Source organism: Arthrobacter sp. zg-Y750, assembly GCF_020907365.1.
GTDB lineage: Bacteria > Actinomycetota > Actinomycetes > Actinomycetales > Micrococcaceae > Arthrobacter_B.
On sequence record NZ_JAJJOC010000025.1, the window covers coordinates 19,448 to 34,136 of the forward strand.

At 63.5% G+C, this 14,689-nt stretch carries 16 protein-coding genes; 14 read left to right on the forward strand and 2 right to left on the reverse strand.

Features of this window, described 5'->3' with window-relative positions:
* Positions 1-72: 72 nt before the first annotated feature.
* The 14 genes from LOC57_RS15790 (at position 73) to murA (ending at position 12,903) form a co-directional block, all read left to right on the forward strand.
* Positions 73-2,028: a polysaccharide biosynthesis protein gene (locus tag LOC57_RS15790; protein WP_229960879.1), complete on the forward strand. Its 1,956-nt coding sequence runs from the start codon at positions 73-75 to the stop codon at positions 2,026-2,028.
* Complete coding sequence (locus tag LOC57_RS15795; RefSeq protein WP_229960881.1) at positions 2,028-3,023, forward strand: MraY family glycosyltransferase; 996 nt, start codon at positions 2,028-2,030, stop codon at positions 3,021-3,023. The genes LOC57_RS15790 and LOC57_RS15795 overlap by 1 nt, the downstream gene beginning before the upstream one ends.
* Before the next feature lie 149 nt (positions 3,024-3,172).
* Positions 3,173-3,655, forward strand: a complete 483-nt coding sequence (locus LOC57_RS15800) for a hypothetical protein (protein ID WP_227924900.1) — start codon at positions 3,173-3,175, stop codon at positions 3,653-3,655.
* Complete coding sequence (locus tag LOC57_RS15805; RefSeq protein ID WP_227913845.1) at positions 3,648-3,923, forward strand: AtpZ/AtpI family protein; 276 nt, start codon at positions 3,648-3,650, stop codon at positions 3,921-3,923. Before LOC57_RS15800 ends, LOC57_RS15805 begins: the two co-directional genes overlap by 8 nt.
* An 85-nt stretch (positions 3,924-4,008) precedes the next feature.
* A complete protein-coding gene (gene atpB / locus LOC57_RS15810; RefSeq protein WP_227913846.1) occupies positions 4,009-4,812 on the forward strand; it encodes a F0F1 ATP synthase subunit A in 804 nt (267 codons plus the stop codon).
* Positions 4,813-4,885: 73 nt separating this feature from the next.
* Positions 4,886-5,104, forward strand: a complete 219-nt coding sequence (gene atpE, locus LOC57_RS15815; RefSeq protein WP_227913847.1) for an ATP synthase F0 subunit C — start codon at positions 4,886-4,888, stop codon at positions 5,102-5,104.
* Positions 5,105-5,148: 44 nt separating this feature from the next.
* The gene (locus LOC57_RS15820; protein WP_227913848.1) at positions 5,149-5,697 is read left to right on the forward strand and encodes a F0F1 ATP synthase subunit B; all 549 of its coding nucleotides are present in this window, start codon (positions 5,149-5,151) and stop codon (positions 5,695-5,697) included.
* Positions 5,697-6,512 (forward strand): F0F1 ATP synthase subunit delta, encoded by an 816-nt coding sequence (locus tag LOC57_RS15825; RefSeq protein ID WP_227913849.1) that lies wholly within the window; start codon positions 5,697-5,699, stop codon positions 6,510-6,512. Before LOC57_RS15820 ends, LOC57_RS15825 begins: the two co-directional genes overlap by 1 nt.
* Before the next feature lie 99 nt (positions 6,513-6,611).
* Positions 6,612-8,249 carry a F0F1 ATP synthase subunit alpha gene (gene atpA / locus LOC57_RS15830; RefSeq protein WP_227913850.1) on the forward strand — a complete coding sequence of 546 codons (1,638 nt, stop codon included), beginning with the start codon at positions 6,612-6,614 and terminating at the stop codon, positions 8,247-8,249.
* Positions 8,250-8,347: 98 nt separating this feature from the next.
* A complete protein-coding gene (locus LOC57_RS15835; protein ID WP_227913851.1) occupies positions 8,348-9,241 on the forward strand; it encodes a F0F1 ATP synthase subunit gamma in 894 nt (297 codons plus the stop codon).
* An 80-nt stretch (positions 9,242-9,321) separates the two neighbouring features.
* On the forward strand, positions 9,322-10,785 hold the full coding sequence (atpD, locus tag LOC57_RS15840) for a F0F1 ATP synthase subunit beta (RefSeq protein ID WP_227913852.1): 1,464 nt from the start codon (positions 9,322-9,324) through the stop codon (positions 10,783-10,785).
* 5 nt (positions 10,786-10,790) lie between these two features.
* Positions 10,791-11,084: a F0F1 ATP synthase subunit epsilon gene (locus LOC57_RS15845; RefSeq protein ID WP_227913853.1), complete on the forward strand. Its 294-nt coding sequence runs from the start codon at positions 10,791-10,793 to the stop codon at positions 11,082-11,084.
* A gap of 9 nt (positions 11,085-11,093) precedes the next feature.
* Entirely contained in the window at positions 11,094-11,522 is a 429-nt protein-coding gene (locus LOC57_RS15850; RefSeq protein WP_227913854.1) for a DUF2550 domain-containing protein, read from the forward strand.
* Between the two features lie 115 nt (positions 11,523-11,637).
* Entirely contained in the window at positions 11,638-12,903 is a 1,266-nt protein-coding gene (gene murA / locus LOC57_RS15855; protein ID WP_227913855.1) for a UDP-N-acetylglucosamine 1-carboxyvinyltransferase, read from the forward strand.
* Positions 12,904-12,995: 92 nt separating this feature from the next.
* On the opposite strand, the gene LOC57_RS15860 is transcribed toward murA, so the two are convergent.
* Positions 12,996-13,199, reverse strand: a complete 204-nt coding sequence (locus LOC57_RS15860; protein ID WP_146361532.1) for a cold-shock protein — start codon at positions 13,197-13,199, stop codon at positions 12,996-12,998.
* A gap of 208 nt (positions 13,200-13,407) precedes the next feature.
* On the reverse strand, positions 13,408-14,658 hold the full coding sequence (locus LOC57_RS15865; RefSeq protein WP_227913856.1) for an N-acetylglucosamine-6-phosphate deacetylase: 1,251 nt from the start codon (positions 14,656-14,658) through the stop codon (positions 13,408-13,410).
* Positions 14,659-14,689: the final 31 nt, after the last annotated feature.

A 14,689-nucleotide genomic window follows, 5' to 3' on the forward strand; every position in this document is an offset into this window, starting at 1 on the left:
TATTACACCGGATTCTTCCACCTGTTCTTCGCACCACCGAGAAGAGAGCCGGGTACCTACCCGTTGAGGACCATGAGGCAAAAACCTACGGAGACCGCCAGCCTTCCAAGGGAGGAAAAACCTGTCCTGTGGCTGTGGTCGCAGTACATGCTGGATTCCCTGGCCTGGATCGTATCCATCGTCCTGGCGCTTGTGCTGCGGTACGAGCTGACGGTTGAGCAGATCAATCCGGGGGGACTGGCCGTGTTCTGCGGCGTGGCAGTCCTGACCCAGCTGATCGTCGGGTATTCCTTCGCCCTCTACCGCGGGCGCTACAGCTTCGGCAGCTTCCACGAGATGCGCCTGCTGGCCGTGGTGACGCTCATAGTCTCCGCCATCCTGGTCCTTGCCAGTGCCCTGTTCGGCCTGGTGATCGACATCCCGCGAAGCACCGGAATGATCGCCTTCCCGTTCGCCTGCCTGTTCATGGCGGCCATCCGCTACGTGAAGCGGATGTACGTGGAGAGCCGGGCCCGTCCGGGCGAAGAGGCCCAGCGCACGCTGATCTACGGTGCCGGGTTCCTGGGCGGTTCCCTCGTGTCCCGGATGATGAAGGATCCCGGATCCCCGTATTACCCGGTGGGCCTGATTGACGACGACCCCGCCAAGAAGCACCTGCGGCTGGCGACTGTCCCGGTCCTGGGCAAACTCACCGACCTTGCCGAGGTAGTGCACCGCACCCGCGCCACCGTGCTGATTGTTGCCATTGCCGACGTCGAAGCCAAACAGGTGCGCGAGATTTCGGACCGTGCAGAGGGCCTGGACCTGCGCGTACTTGTCCTGCCTCCGCTCAAGGACATGCTGTCCAAAGGCGAGGGCGCCGGTCTCACGGAATTCCGCGACGTCGCGGTGGAGGACCTGATTGGCCGCCGGCCCGTGGACATCCGCGTTGAGGAGGTGGCCGGCTACCTGTCCGGCAAGAAGGTGCTGGTCACCGGTGCCGGCGGGTCCATCGGCTCCGAACTGTGCCGCCAGATCACCGCGTTCAATCCGGGGGAGCTGATCATGGTGGACCGGGATGAGACCGGGCTGCAGCTCACCCAGCTTTCCATCACCGGACGCGGGCTGCTGGACGGCAGGGACACGGTTTTGGCCGATATCCGGGATCCGCAGGCACTGGAGCGCATCTTTGCCGAGCGCCGTCCCGACGTCGTTTTCCATGCCGCCGCCCTCAAGCACGTTTCGCTGCTGGAGCAGTACCCGCAGGAAGCATGGAAAACCAATGTGCTGGGCACCTCAAACGTGCTGGCCGCTGCCCGCAAGGCGGGCGTGCGCCACTTCGTGAACATCTCCACTGACAAGGCAGCCAACCCCACCACCGTACTGGGGCATTCCAAGCGGGTAGCCGAGAAGCTGACCGCTTGGATGGCGCAGGCCACCGGCGAGCAGTACGTGTCGGTGCGGTTCGGCAACGTCATTGGCAGCCGGGGGTCCATGCTTCCCCTCTTCAGCGAGCAGATCCGCCAAGGCGGTCCGTTGACCGTTACGGACCCCGAGGTCACCCGCTTCTTTATGACCATTCCCGAGGCTTGCCAGTTGGTGATCCAAGCCGGGGCAATCGGCCGCGGCGGTGAGGTCATGATCCTGGACATGGGCGAACCGGTGAAGATCCTCGACGTTGCCCGCCGCATGATCGCCATGTCCGGCAAGGACATCGATATTGTGTTCACCGGCCTGCGCCAGGGTGAAAAAATGCACGAAATCCTGGTGGGGTCCGGTGAAGAGGATTCACGGCCGTTCCACCCCAAGATCTCCCACGCGTCCGTTGCGGTCCTCAATCCCGAGGACCTGGATCTGGCCGACTGGCTGCGGCGCTGCGGGATTGCCGGCGCGCCCGCTGTTGAGGGTGGGGCCGGGGTAGTACGGCTTTCCGGGGCCAGCCCCGAGGGAACGGATTCCCCCGTGGACGGCCGCGAACTGCACGGCCGCGAACTGGACGGCGGCCAACTGGACGGCGGCGACGCCTACCGTGAACGGCGGACCGGCTGATGCTGCTGGCCGTGTGCACGGCGGCGGCGTTCCTGATAAGCCTGCTGCTGCCCTTTGTTTTTATCCCGCTGCTGCGCCGGCTGGGCGTCCTGGATGTTCCAAACGAGCGGTCCTCCCACACCACCGTGGTGATCCGCGGTGTGGGCCTGACGGTCGCGGCCGGTGTCCTGGCGGGGCTGGTGCTGTCCCTGGCTACCGGACTCGTGTCCGTTGACCGGTCCATTGTCGCCATCCTCATTGCGGTCATCGGCCTGGCCTCGCTGCTTGGCTGGATTGAAGACTGGCGCGGTGTATCCGTCCGGACTCGTGCCGGCAGCCAGCTGGTTATCGGGCTGGCGGGCACCGCTGCATTGGCTTGGACCATGGAGCAGAGCTGGTGGTGGGTGCCGGTGGGCGGGGTGGCCATTGCGGCCTACATCAACGTGGCCAACTTCATGGACGGCATCAACGGCATTTCCGGCCTGCACGGACTGGTGGTGGGAGTGCTTTATTCCATCAGCGGCGTGCTGTCGGACCATGTCTGGCTGACTGTTGCCGGTGCCGTCACGGCTGCTGCGTTTGCCGCTTTCCTGCCGTGGAACCTCGGCAGGGGACAGGTGTTCCTGGGGGACGTCGGAAGCTATCTGCTGGGCGCTTCCGTTGCGGGTACCGCTGTGGCTGCTTTTCTTGCCGGCGTTTATGTGGAGTACCTGCTGTTCCCGCTCCTGGTGTACCTGGCGGACACGTTTTCAACGCTCCTGCGCCGGGTGCGCAGGGGAGAGCGGTGGTACACGGCGCACCGCCAGCATGTGTACCAGCGGCTGACCGACGCCGGACTGAGCCATGTCCAGGTGTCCCTGCTGGTGACCGGTTGCACCCTGGTGGTGGGCCTGGCAGGCCTGTTCACAGCGGGCGCGGGGGCCGGCGCCACGTTGGCCGGAGTCCTCTTCGCCGTCGCCGTGGTGGTGTTCTACCTCGCTTCGCCTGCACTCTTCGCGCGGCGCTACGCCCAGTAGCCGCGCAGGCGGTCCGGATGGAGGCTGCCTGCGCCGCGGCCGGGCCGGGGGCTTCTTCTATGTACTGTAGAATTCAAGGGTCGCGGTAGCCCCGCGCCTTTTCCAGAAGTATCCAGGCGAACCATCCAGGCAAGGAAGACTGCCCACACATGAGATCCACAGACGGTTCCCGCACCAGCGGGTTCCTGACCCCCTCCGGGCCAACGAAGGCCCCCTGGCTGGGGATCCTCGGTCGGGCCCTTGCCGTCACCGGCGGCGCAGCCGTGCTGGCTGCGGCCTCGGCGGCAGTGTTTGCGGACGGATACGCTGCGGCAAGTTCTGTGCTCGGATGGTTCCTCATTGCGGCCTTCTTCGGCATCAGCCTCTTGGTTGGGCATTTTGTCGGCCGGAGAAATCCTTCGGGCGCAATTGGAATGTTCGTAGTTACCTATGCCATAAAAGTTGTGGGTTTCGCCGTCATTCTTTTCGGATTGGGTACGCCGGAATGGCTGCACCGTGAATGGTTTGCGTTGAGTGCTGTCGGCGCCGTGGTTCTGTGGCAGGCAACGGAGATCCGTGCCTTTGCAGCAACCCGGCACCTGATCTTTACCGAAGCAGCGGAACCTTCCAGCGAAGGAGCTTCGAATGCCTGAGAAAAAGCCCGCAGTTACCCCCGCAGCCTTCCAAGCTCCCGCGTCCAGGCGCCGCGCAGCACTGCAGTATGTGCTGGCGGGAATCATCGCCTTGGGTTTGATAGGGTGGAGCCTGGATAGTCTCCTGGGAACTCGCTGGATTTTACCGGCCGGTATCGTTCTGGGCGCGGTCAGTGGCTACTATGTGGCCGCCGCGCACAGGCAGGCCACGGATGCGGACCGACCCGCCAAGGGTGGAAAACAGCCGGATACGGATAAATCGAATTGATTTCACAAAACCTGTTTAGAGGGCGCACCTCGCGCGTGCCCGCCAATGATATGCCCAACGATGGACACAGCAGAGAGGAAACGCGTTGATCGCGCTTGCGCTTCCCGCCTCCAATGACGAGGGATTCGTTCCACCCACCCTCGAAGACATGCACCTCCCTGAGATCCTTCCCTGGGGCGCCGAAAGTGGAGAAGGATTTGGTAAGCAGATGCTGCTTATCCTCCTTTCCGTCCTCATTCTCGGATGGTTCTTCGTAGCCGCTGCCCGAAAGGGCCAGATGGTCCCGGGCCGGCTGCAGTTCCTGGGCGAGTGGAGCTACAACTTCGTTCGCAACTCGATCGGCCGGGACATCATCGGTGAAAAGGACTTCAAGGCCTTCACCCCGCTGCTGTTCTCGCTCTTCTTCTTCATCCTGATCAACAACCTCTGGGGCAGCATCCCGCTGGCGCAGCTGCCGACCACGTCCCACGTGGGCACGGCTTACGCCCTGGCCGGCATCGTGTACTTCACCTGGATCATCCTCGGCATCAAGAAGCACGGCATTGCCTACTTCAAGTACGCCACGGTTCCGTCCGGCGTGCCGATTGCCATCCTGCCCCTCGTGGTGCTGATCGAAATCATCTCCACCTTCCTGGTCCGTCCGATCACGCACAGCCTGCGACTCTTCGCAACCATGCTGTCGGGCCACCTCATCATCATGCTGGCGGGTGCCGGAACCTCGTTCCTGCTGCTCGAGGCTGAGGGACTGCTGAAGCCGCTGGGTGCTCTCACCCTGATCGGCGGCGTCGCTATGTTCCTGTTCGAAGTCTTGATCCAGGTCCTGCAGGCCTACGTCTTTACCCTGCTGACCGCGATCTACATCCAAGGCTCAATCGCCGAGGAACACTAAACCTCCCCTCTCCGGGGGAAACCCCTGAACCACACAACCTGCCCTCCGGGGCATCTTGAAAGGAACAAGCCAAATGATTGGTGAAATCAACGGCAACATCAACCTCGTCGGCTACGGTCTGTCCGCCATCGGCGGCGCCATCGGCGTGGGTCTGGTCTTCGCTGCCTACATCAACGGTGTAGCCCGTCAGCCGGAAGCCCAGCGCGTCCTGCAGCCCATCGCCTTCCTGGGCCTGGCACTGACTGAAGCACTGGCTATCCTTGGTCTGGTTTTCGCGTTCGTCCTCAGCTAACTTCAGCGCGTATTTTCCTAACCAAGTAGATAGGACGGATTGAAATGAACGAGGCACTAATCCTCGCCGCTGAAGAAGGCGCGAATCCTCTGATCCCAAACATCTGGGAGATCCTCGTAACACTGCTTGGCTTCGCTGTGCTGATGTTCATCGTGGTCAAGTTCGTCGTCCCGATGTTCGAGAAGACGTACGCAGAGCGTACCGAGGCCATCGAAGGCGGACTCAAGAAGGCCGAAGCCGCACAGGCCGAGGCCAGCGCGGCCCTGGATGAATACAAGCAGCAGCTGATCGATGCCCGCACCGAGGCCAACCGGATCCGTGAGGAAGCACGCGCCGAAGGCGCCCAGATCCTCGCTGATCTCAAGGCCAAGGCAGGCGCCGAATCCGCCCGCATCATGGAACAGTCCCACGTCGCCATTGAGGCGGAGCGCCAGGCAGCTGTCGTTTCCCTCCGCAGCGAAGTGGGCACCCTCGCCACGGAGCTGGCCGGCAAGATCGTAGGCGAGTCCCTCGCCGACGATGCCCGTGCTGCCCGTGTAGTTGACCGCTTCCTTGACGACCTGGAATCCCAGAACGCAGGTGCGGTCCAGTAATGGCAGGTATATCGAGCGAGTCCCTGGCCGCGGCACAGACGAAGCTGGAAGGCATGCTTCCCGGCGCCACTGCGTCCCTGGCCGAGGAACTCTTTGGAATTCTTGGCCTGCTGGACAGCGACGCCGGTCTGGTCCGCGCACTGACGGATCCGGCTCGTGAAGCCTCCGCCAAGGCAGCCCTGGTCTCGAAGCTGGTAGGCGGCAAGGTTTCGACCAGCGCCGAGCAGCTCGTTGCTTCTCTGGTGGAGTCGCGGTGGCGCACTGCGCGTGACCTCGGCGATGCCCTGGAAACCCTGGGTGCAACGGTTGTTTCCGCTGTAGCGGAAAACAAGGGTCCCGGCCTGGCCGGGCTCGAGGCCCTGGAAAGCGAACTGTTCCGCTTCAACCAGGCCGTTGCAGCCAACCATGAGGTGCAGCGTGCCCTGCAGGAACCGCAGGCTTCGGCCGCAGCGCGTTCCGAACTGGCGCTGAAGCTGGTACCGGGCGCGGGCGCTGAAGCAAAGGTGCTGATCAGGCAGGCAGTGACCGCCCCGCGCGGCCTGCGGCCCTCGGCACTGGTCACCCGCTTCATGGAACTGGTAGCTGCCCGGCAGCAGCGGTGGATTGCCGAAGTGCAGTCCAGCCGTCCGCTGACGCAGGAACAGCAGAAGCGTCTGCAGTCCTCTCTCAACGGACTGTATGGCCGCGAGCTGAAGATCAACGTCAACGTGGACCCGGCGATTCTGGGCGGCATCCGTGTCACAGTGGGGGATGAAGTAGTTGATTCCACCGTTGCAACACGCCTGACTGAACTTCGCCGAAAGCTCGCTGTCTAGTCACGTCACGGCCGGAAACGGCCGGAGAAACAATTGAGTACCAATCACGGTCATCGGCTTTCAAGCGATGATCACAACATAGGAGAGCAGGGACTGCAGATGGCCGAATTGACCATCAACGCCGACGACGTCCGTAATGCGTTGAATGAATTCGCGGCGTCCTACGAACCCGGAAACGCAGAGCGCGTTGAAGTTGGCCGCGTAACCACCGCCAGCGACGGCATTGCCCGTGTGGAGGGCCTGCCCTCCGTTATGGCGAATGAGCTGCTTCGGTTCGAGGACGGCACGCTGGGCCTGGCCCAGAACCTTGACACCCGTGAAATCGGTGTCGTTGTACTTGGCGACTTTGCCGGTATCGAAGAAGGCCAGGAAGTTCACCGCACCGGTGAAGTCCTGTCCGTACCCGTAGGCGATGCCTTCCTGGGCCGCGTTGTCGACCCGCTGGGCGAGCCCATGGATGACCTGGGCCCGATCCAGGCCGAGGCACGCCGTGCCCTGGAACTCCAGGCACCGGGCGTTACCCAGCGCAAGTCGGTCCATGAGCCGCTCCAGACCGGCCTCAAGGCAATCGACGCCATGATCCCGATCGGCCGCGGACAGCGCCAGCTGATCATTGGTGACCGCAAGACGGGTAAGACCGCCATTGCCGTGGACACCATCCTGAACCAGAAGGCCAACTGGGACTCCGGCGACGTGCAGAAGCAGGTTCGCTGCATCTACGTCGCCATCGGTCAGAAGGCTTCCACCGTCGCTGAAATCAAGCGCACGCTGGAAGACAAGGGCGCCATGGAGTACACCACCATTGTGGCCTCCCCGGCATCCGACCCGGCCGGCTTCAAGTACCTGGCACCGTACGCCGGTTCGGCCATCGGCCAGCACTGGATGTACGGGGGCAAGCACGTCCTGATCATCTTTGATGATCTCTCCAAGCAGGCCGAAGCCTACCGCGCCGTGTCGCTGCTGCTGCGCCGCCCGCCGGGACGCGAAGCCTACCCGGGCGACGTCTTCTACTTGCACTCCCGCCTGCTGGAGCGTTGTGCCAAGCTCTCCGACGAGCTCGGTGCCGGCTCGATGACCGGCCTGCCGATCATCGAGACCAAGGCAAATGACGTCTCGGCCTACATCCCGACCAACGTCATCTCCATCACTGACGGCCAGATCTTCCTCCAGTCGGACCTCTTCAACGCCAACCAGCGCCCCGCCGTCGACGTCGGTATCTCCGTGTCGCGTGTTGGTGGCGCCGCACAGCAGAAGGCCATGAAGAAGGTCTCCGGTACGTTGAAGCTGGAACTGGCCCAGTACCGCGACATGCAGGCATTCGCCATGTTCGCTTCGGACCTGGATGCGGCTTCCCGCCAGCAGCTGACCCGCGGCGCACGCCTGATGGAACTGCTCAAGCAGGGCCAGTACGCCCCGTACCCGGTGGAAGACCAGGTCGTATCGATCTGGATGGGCACCAACGGCTACCTGGACGACGTTCCCGTTGAGGACGTCCGCCGCTTCGAGGCCGAGTTCCTGGAGCACGTACGCCACTCCTCGTCCGTCATGACCGTCCTGGCCGAGACGAACAAGCTCGAGGACTCCACGGTTGATGAGATGAAGACCCTCATCACCAACTTCAAGCAGGGCTTCTTCGGCGAAGGTGACAACCGCATGGTTGCCGCCGGCCACGAAGAAACCTCCGCCTTGGACGGGGAAGCCGTAGACCAGGAAAAGATCGTCAAGCAGAAGCGCTAACGGCTTTGGACCTCCGCTGCCGGGCACACCGCCCGGCAGCGGACCCTTGGCCCTTGCCTTAGCCCCTAGTTCGAACGCTAGGAACTGAAAGGAAAAGTATGGGAGCCCAAATTCGGGTCTACCGCCAGAAGATCGCGTCGACCACGTCGATGCAGAAGATCTTCAAGGCGATGGAGCTGATTGCTGCCTCTCGCATTGGAAAGGCGCGCACCCGTGTGGCTGCGTCACTGCCTTACTCCAATGCGATCACCCGTGCCGTTTCTGCTGTGGCATCCCAGTCGGAGATCGATCATCCGCTGACCACCGAACCGGAGCAGATCCGGCGCGCAGCCGTGGTCATCATGACCTCCGACCGCGGTCTTGCCGGATCATACTCCGCCGGTGTCCTCAAGCAGGGCGAAGCACTTAATGAATTGCTCCGTGAAGAGGGCAAGGAAGTTAAGACCTACCTTGTCGGACGCAAGGCGCAGGCGTACTACGACTTCCGCAACCGTTCCGTGGAACGGGTTTGGACCGGCGGTACCGACGCACCCGAGTTCGAAACAGCCCGAGAAATCGGCAAGGCACTCCTCGATGACTTCAATACGGCCTACGAAGACGGCGGCGTGGACGAAATCCACATCGTGTACACGCGCTTCAAGTCCATGGTTATTCAGGAACCTGCGGTCATCCGACTGCTGCCGCTGGAGGTAGTAGAGGAAGAAGCCCAGTCAACCGCTGAGTTCCTGCCTCTCTACGAATACGAGCCCGAGCCGGAAAAGGTCCTGGACGCACTGCTGCCGCGCTACATCGAGTCGCGCATCTTCGCAGCCATGCTCCAGGCCGCAGCTTCCGAGCTTGCCGCCCGCCAGCGCGCCATGAAGGCCGCAGGGGATAACGCCACGGACCTGATCAAGAAGTACACGCGACTTCGCAACAACGCCCGTCAGGCTGAAATCACCCAGGAGCTTTCGGAGATTGTCGCCGGAGCAGACGCGCTCAGCGCGTCCTAACCAGCAGCAACCGCCGCAAGAAGCTCCAACGCAAAACAAAACTTAGTCCACACGCCATCTAACTGAGTGAAGTGAGAGAGATGACTGCCCAAACTGCCGAGCACGGAGCAACCTCCGTAGCACCGGGCGCCACAGGCCGTATCGCCCGTGTCATTGGCCCGGTTGTCGACGTCGAATTCCCGGCTGACGCAATCCCCACCATCTACAACGCCCTGACCACCGAACTGACGGTCAACGGCGAAACCCGCACCATCACCTTTGAGACCTCCCAGCACCTGGGCGACAACCTCATCCGTGCAATCTCCCTGCAGGCCACTGACGGCCTGGTCCGCGGCGCAGCCGTGGTCGACACCGGTGCCCCCATCTCCGTGCCCGTAGGCGACGGCGTCAAGGGCCACATCTTCAACGTGCTGGGCGAGCCCCTGGACGTTCCGGCTGACAAGCTGGAAATCTCCGAGCGCTGGCCGATCCACCGCAAGGCACCGAACTTCGCGGACCTCGAGGGCTCCACCGAGATGCTGGAAACCGGCATCAAGGTGATCGACCTCCTGACCCCGTACATCAAGGGCGGAAAGATCGGCCTGTTCGGCGGCGCCGGCGTCGGCAAGACCGTTCTGATCCAGGAAATGATCACCCGTGTTGCCCGCAACTTCGGCGGTACCTCGGTATTCGCTGGTGTTGGCGAGCGTACCCGTGAAGGCAACGACCTCTGGGTTGAAATGGAAGAGGCAGGCGTCCTGAAGGACACGGCCCTTGTATTCGGCCAGATGGATGAGCCGCCGGGAACGCGCCTTCGCGTGGCCCTCTCCGGCCTGACCATGGCGGAATACTTCCGCGATGTGCAGAACCAGGACGTGCTGCTCTTCATCGACAACATCTTCCGCTTCACGCAGGCAGGTTCCGAGGTTTCCACTCTTCTCGGCCGCATGCCTTCCGCCGTGGGCTACCAGCCGAACCTGGCTGACGAGATGGGTCTGCTGCAGGAGCGCATCACGTCCACCAAGGGTCACTCGATCACGTCCATGCAGGCCATTTATGTCCCTGCTGACGACTACACCGACCCGGCCCCGGCCACCACGTTCGCCCACCTGGACGCGACCACGGAACTTTCCCGTGAAATCGCATCCCGCGGCCTGTACCCGGCCGTGGATCCGCTGACCTCGACGTCGCGCATCCTCGACCCGCAGTACGTCGGCCAGGCGCACTACGACACGGCTATCCGCGTCAAGCAGATCCTCCAGAAGAACAAGGAACTGCAGGACATCATCGCCATCCTCGGTGTCGACGAACTCTCCGAAGAGGACAAGATCGTCGTGTCGCGTGCACGCCGTATCCAGCAGTTCCTCTCGCAGAACACCTACACCGCCAAGCAGTTCACCGGCGTCGAAGGCTCCACGGTTTCCGTCAAGGACACCATCGAGGGCTTCAAGGCCATCTGCGACGGCGACGTGGACCACATCGCCGAGCAGGCCTTCTTCAACGTCGGCGGCATGGATGATGTCGAGCGTCAGTGGGCGAAGATCCAAGAGCAGACCGGGAAGTGAGCCCCATGGCGGACACTGCTGAACTCCAGGTTGAGATTGTCGCAGCCGACCACTTCGTGTGGTCCGGTGCGGCGAAGATGGTCAAGGCCCGCACCAGCGACGGCGAGATCGGGATCCTTCCCGGCCACTCGCCGGTGCTGGCCATCCTTGCTGAGGGTGGACTGGCCATTGAGCCGGTTTCCGGCTCCCGCATTGAGGTGAGCGTCGACGGTGGTTTCTTCTCCGTGGACAACAACCGCGTGGTCATTGTGGCCGACAATGCGAAGGTGACCAACGAAGCAACCGCCGGGATCCGCTGACCCCCACCAATGGACGGTTCTTACGTGTTCATTGCGCTGGCTGCCCTGTTCGGGCTGCTTGTCCTCGCAGTACTGCTTTTCTGGGTGCGCCGCAGTCAGCTGCGGCGCACCCTGGGGACTCTTGATGCCTCCATCTGCTTCCCGCCCGGCGGGTGGCGGATGGGGGTTTGCCGTTATACGGACACCCACTTGGAGTGGCTGCGGCTCGTATCACTGAGTCCGCGCCCGCCCTACCGTTTCCTGCGCAGTTCGCTGGAAATGGGCGGCTGGCGCGAACCCACCGAGGCCGAGCGCGCACGCATCCAGCCGGGCGCCGTAGTGGTACGGCTGAATTACGAGGGCAGCGCTGTCCTGGTGGCCATGAACTATGAGGCCTACACCGGACTGTCGTCCTGGATCGAAGCCGGCCCCGTAGTTGGCATCGGCACCTGGCGGTAGCACCGGCCGGCCAAAGCCCAAGCATCAAAGGCACAGGGATTCCCCTGTGCCTTTTGTGCTGTCCGGGCACTGTTGGCGGCCCGGACGGTGCGCCGGCTCCACCTAGAATGGAGTAATGGAAGACGTCATTGTTGTTACCGGTCCGTCCACCCTGCGCGGCGCCGTCACTGTTCCCGGCGCGAAGAACAGCGTCCTGAAATTGATGGCCGCAACCCTGCTCGCGCAGGGGCGGTCGGTCATCACCAACGTGCCCAACATCCAGGACGTCTGGATCATGGCCGAATTGCTGCGCCGGCTGGGCTGCACAGTGGACTACGACGTCGACGCCGCGTCCGTGGCGGTGGATGTGCCCCGGGAGCTGGGCCACCAGGCCGACTATGACCTGGTCCGTGCCATGCGGGCCTCCATTTCCGTACTTGGCCCGCTGGTGGCCCGGTGCCGGCGCGCCGAGGTGGCGTTGCCCGGCGGCGACGCCATCGGTTCCCGCGGACTGGACATGCACCGTTCCGGACTCGAGCTGATGGGCGCCTCGATCGGGATAGACCATGGCTACCTGGTGGCGTCGGTGCCGGAAGGCCTGCACGGCGCGGCTCACATCCTGGACTTCCCCAGCGTGGGCGCCACGGAAAACCTGATGATGGCAGCCACCCTGGCCCGCGGACGCACGGTGATCGACAACGCTGCGCGCGAACCGGAGATCAGTGACATTGCGCAGATGCTCAATGCGATGGGTGCCCGGATCACCGGCGTGGGTACCAACACGCTGGTCATCGAGGGCGTCGACGCACTGCATCCTGTGGTCCACCGCACCGTGCCGGACCGGATTGTTGCCGGAACGTGGGCGTTTGCGGCGGCGATCACCGGGGGCGAAATCGAAGTACGGTCCGCAGATGCATCGGCTCTGGCCGTGGTGCTGGACAAACTGGTCCAGGCCGGCTGCGAGGTCAGCACGGGGGAGGACTGGTTCTCCGTGAAGGGTCCGGCCACGCCGGAACCGATCAATGTATCGACCCTGCCTTATCCGGGTTTCCCCACCGATCTGCAACCGTTTGTGGTGGCCCTGAACGCGGTGTCAGCCGGTTCGGGAATGGTGACGGAGAATGTGTTTGAAGCGCGCTGGGGCTTTACATCGGAATTGGCCCGGTTGGGGGCAGTGGTCCGGCTGGACGGCCACCACGCCCTTATCCAGGGCGTGCCGATGCTTTCCGCTGCGCCGGTTGTAGCCAATGACATTCGTGCCGGAGCTGCGCTGGTTATTGCCGGTCTTGCGGCAGACGGAACTACCGAGGTGCGCGGCGTGGAGCATATCGACCGCGGCTATGAGAACTTTATGGAAAACCTTCGCGGCCTGGGCGCCAATGTGGTGCGCCGCCGCGGATAAAGGACGAACCCTCGAAAACGTAAAAGCCCCCGGCAGCTGCCGGGGGCTTTTACGTTTGCTGCAAAACTGTTGTCCCGAAGGGAACGCGGTCCTTAGAGGGCGGTGACGCCGGTGGCCTGGGGGCCCTTGGCGCCCTGGCCGATTTCAAAGGAAACGCGCTGGTTCTCGTCGAGGGTCTTGAATCCGTTGGTCTGGATTTCGGAGTAGTGGACGAAGACGTCGCCGTCGGAGTCGTCCGGGGTGATGAAGCCGAAGCCCTTTTCGGCGTTAAACCATTTGACGGTACCCTGAGCCATTGTTTCTCCTCATAAATGGAACTTACCTGCACGCTTCGTGCCGGGTTATGTTACTGAAGCAAGAAAGCCCAAGTTCTTGCCGTTCAGCAGTTCCTTGAGGAGCTTCTCGCTCGCAACGGTCTTGCGAGCATGAAATACACCTACACAAAGACTTGGTAATAGAGTGGCATAACCGATTTCCGGGGTCAATGCCGGAAACGAAATATTTTCAACTATTTTTCCCAGTTTTCGGAGTTTCCGGGGCGTCCAGCCAGGAGCCGAGCCGCAGCACCGCGTGCAGCTGAAGATCGGGTGTAAGCACCAGTGCGTCGGCGCGCAGTCCCCGGCGAAGTGCGCCAACCTCGTCCGCCAGCCGGAGCACGTCGGCAGGCACCTCGGCTGCGGCGCGCACGGCGTCGTGCAGCGGCACGCCCGCAGCCACGGTCCGCTGCAGGCACTGCAGCAGGGTGGCCGTGCCGCCGGCAATTGATCCACCCCCGGCCAGGCGGGCGGTACCGGCACGGACTTCCACGGCCAGGTTGCCCAGCCGGTAGCTGCCGTCCTGCAGACCGGTAGCTGCAATGGCATCACTGACCAGGGCTATGTTGCCGGCGCCTGCCAGCTCGAAGACGGTCCGCACCATGGCCGGGTCCATGTGCACGCCGTCGGCAATTACCTCGACCACGGCGTCGCCCTTCCGTGCGGCCCGCAGGCAGGCAGTGGCAGGCCCGGGGGAGCGGTGGTGGAGCGGCGGCATTCCGTTGAACAGGTGCGTCACGGTGGGGCGGGGTGCGTAGCCGTCAAACCCGGCCTCGTCCATCTCGTCACGGGCCCACGCAAGCGACGCCGCGGCGGTGGCGTCGTCGGCGTCGGTGTGGCCCAGGGAGGGGGTGACGCCCCGCAGGATGAGCCTGTCCACCAGGTCCTCGGCCCCTGGAAGCTCCGGAGCGTAGGTCATGGTCACCAGCTCACTGTCGGAAGCCTCTACCAGCGCATCCACGAAATCCGGATCGGGAGCGAGCAGGTACTCGGGGTCCTGCGCACCCCGGCGCACCGGCGAGAGGAAGGGCCCCTCGGCGTGGATGCCCGCAATGAGCCCCTCGCGGGCCAGGGCGCCCAGCCGCTCCGCGGCCGCCAGGAGGGACTGGCGGGATCCGGTGACCATGCTGGCCAGCAGGGAAGTGGTCCCCGAGGCGTGCAGGAAGGATACCGCCTGCCGGATCCCGTCGGGGCCGGCGGTGGCGAAGTCGGAGCCCAGGGCGCCGTGGCAGTGCAGGTCCACCAGGCCGGGAATGATCAGCGCACCAGGGGGGACCGCCACCGGGTCCGGCCACCCGGCGTCATCAAATCCGGACGCTGGTCCGGCATACACAATCCGGTCGCCCTCGAAGGCCAGCACGCCGTCGGAAACCGGCTCGTCGGGAGTGAGGACGGTGCCCCGGAGATAGCCGCGGGTTGCGGAAGGCGCAGTAGGAGTCATGCACCGATTCTAGGCATGCCCTGAGCCGGCG

Coding starts and splice junctions, on each gene's coding strand:
- LOC57_RS15790 (WP_229960879.1), top strand. CDS start 73: ATGAGGCAAAAACCTACGGAGACCGCCAGCCTTCCAAGGGAGGAAAAA.
- LOC57_RS15795 (WP_229960881.1), top strand. CDS start 2,028: ATGCTGCTGGCCGTGTGCACGGCGGCGGCGTTCCTGATAAGCCTGCTG.
- LOC57_RS15800 (WP_227924900.1), top strand. CDS start 3,173: ATGAGATCCACAGACGGTTCCCGCACCAGCGGGTTCCTGACCCCCTCC.
- LOC57_RS15805 (WP_227913845.1), top strand. CDS start 3,648: ATGCCTGAGAAAAAGCCCGCAGTTACCCCCGCAGCCTTCCAAGCTCCC.
- atpE (WP_227913847.1), top strand. CDS start 4,886: ATGATTGGTGAAATCAACGGCAACATCAACCTCGTCGGCTACGGTCTG.
- LOC57_RS15820 (WP_227913848.1), top strand. CDS start 5,149: ATGAACGAGGCACTAATCCTCGCCGCTGAAGAAGGCGCGAATCCTCTG.
- LOC57_RS15825 (WP_227913849.1), top strand. CDS start 5,697: ATGGCAGGTATATCGAGCGAGTCCCTGGCCGCGGCACAGACGAAGCTG.
- atpA (WP_227913850.1), top strand. CDS start 6,612: ATGGCCGAATTGACCATCAACGCCGACGACGTCCGTAATGCGTTGAAT.
- LOC57_RS15835 (WP_227913851.1), top strand. CDS start 8,348: ATGGGAGCCCAAATTCGGGTCTACCGCCAGAAGATCGCGTCGACCACG.
- atpD (WP_227913852.1), top strand. CDS start 9,322: ATGACTGCCCAAACTGCCGAGCACGGAGCAACCTCCGTAGCACCGGGC.
- LOC57_RS15845 (WP_227913853.1), top strand. CDS start 10,791: ATGGCGGACACTGCTGAACTCCAGGTTGAGATTGTCGCAGCCGACCAC.
- LOC57_RS15850 (WP_227913854.1), top strand. CDS start 11,094: ATGGACGGTTCTTACGTGTTCATTGCGCTGGCTGCCCTGTTCGGGCTG.
- murA (WP_227913855.1), top strand. CDS start 11,638: ATGGAAGACGTCATTGTTGTTACCGGTCCGTCCACCCTGCGCGGCGCC.
- LOC57_RS15860 (WP_146361532.1), bottom strand. CDS start 13,199: ATGGCTCAGGGTACCGTCAAATGGTTTAACGCCGAAAAGGGCTTCGGC.
- LOC57_RS15865 (WP_227913856.1), bottom strand. CDS start 14,658: ATGACTCCTACTGCGCCTTCCGCAACCCGCGGCTATCTCCGGGGCACC.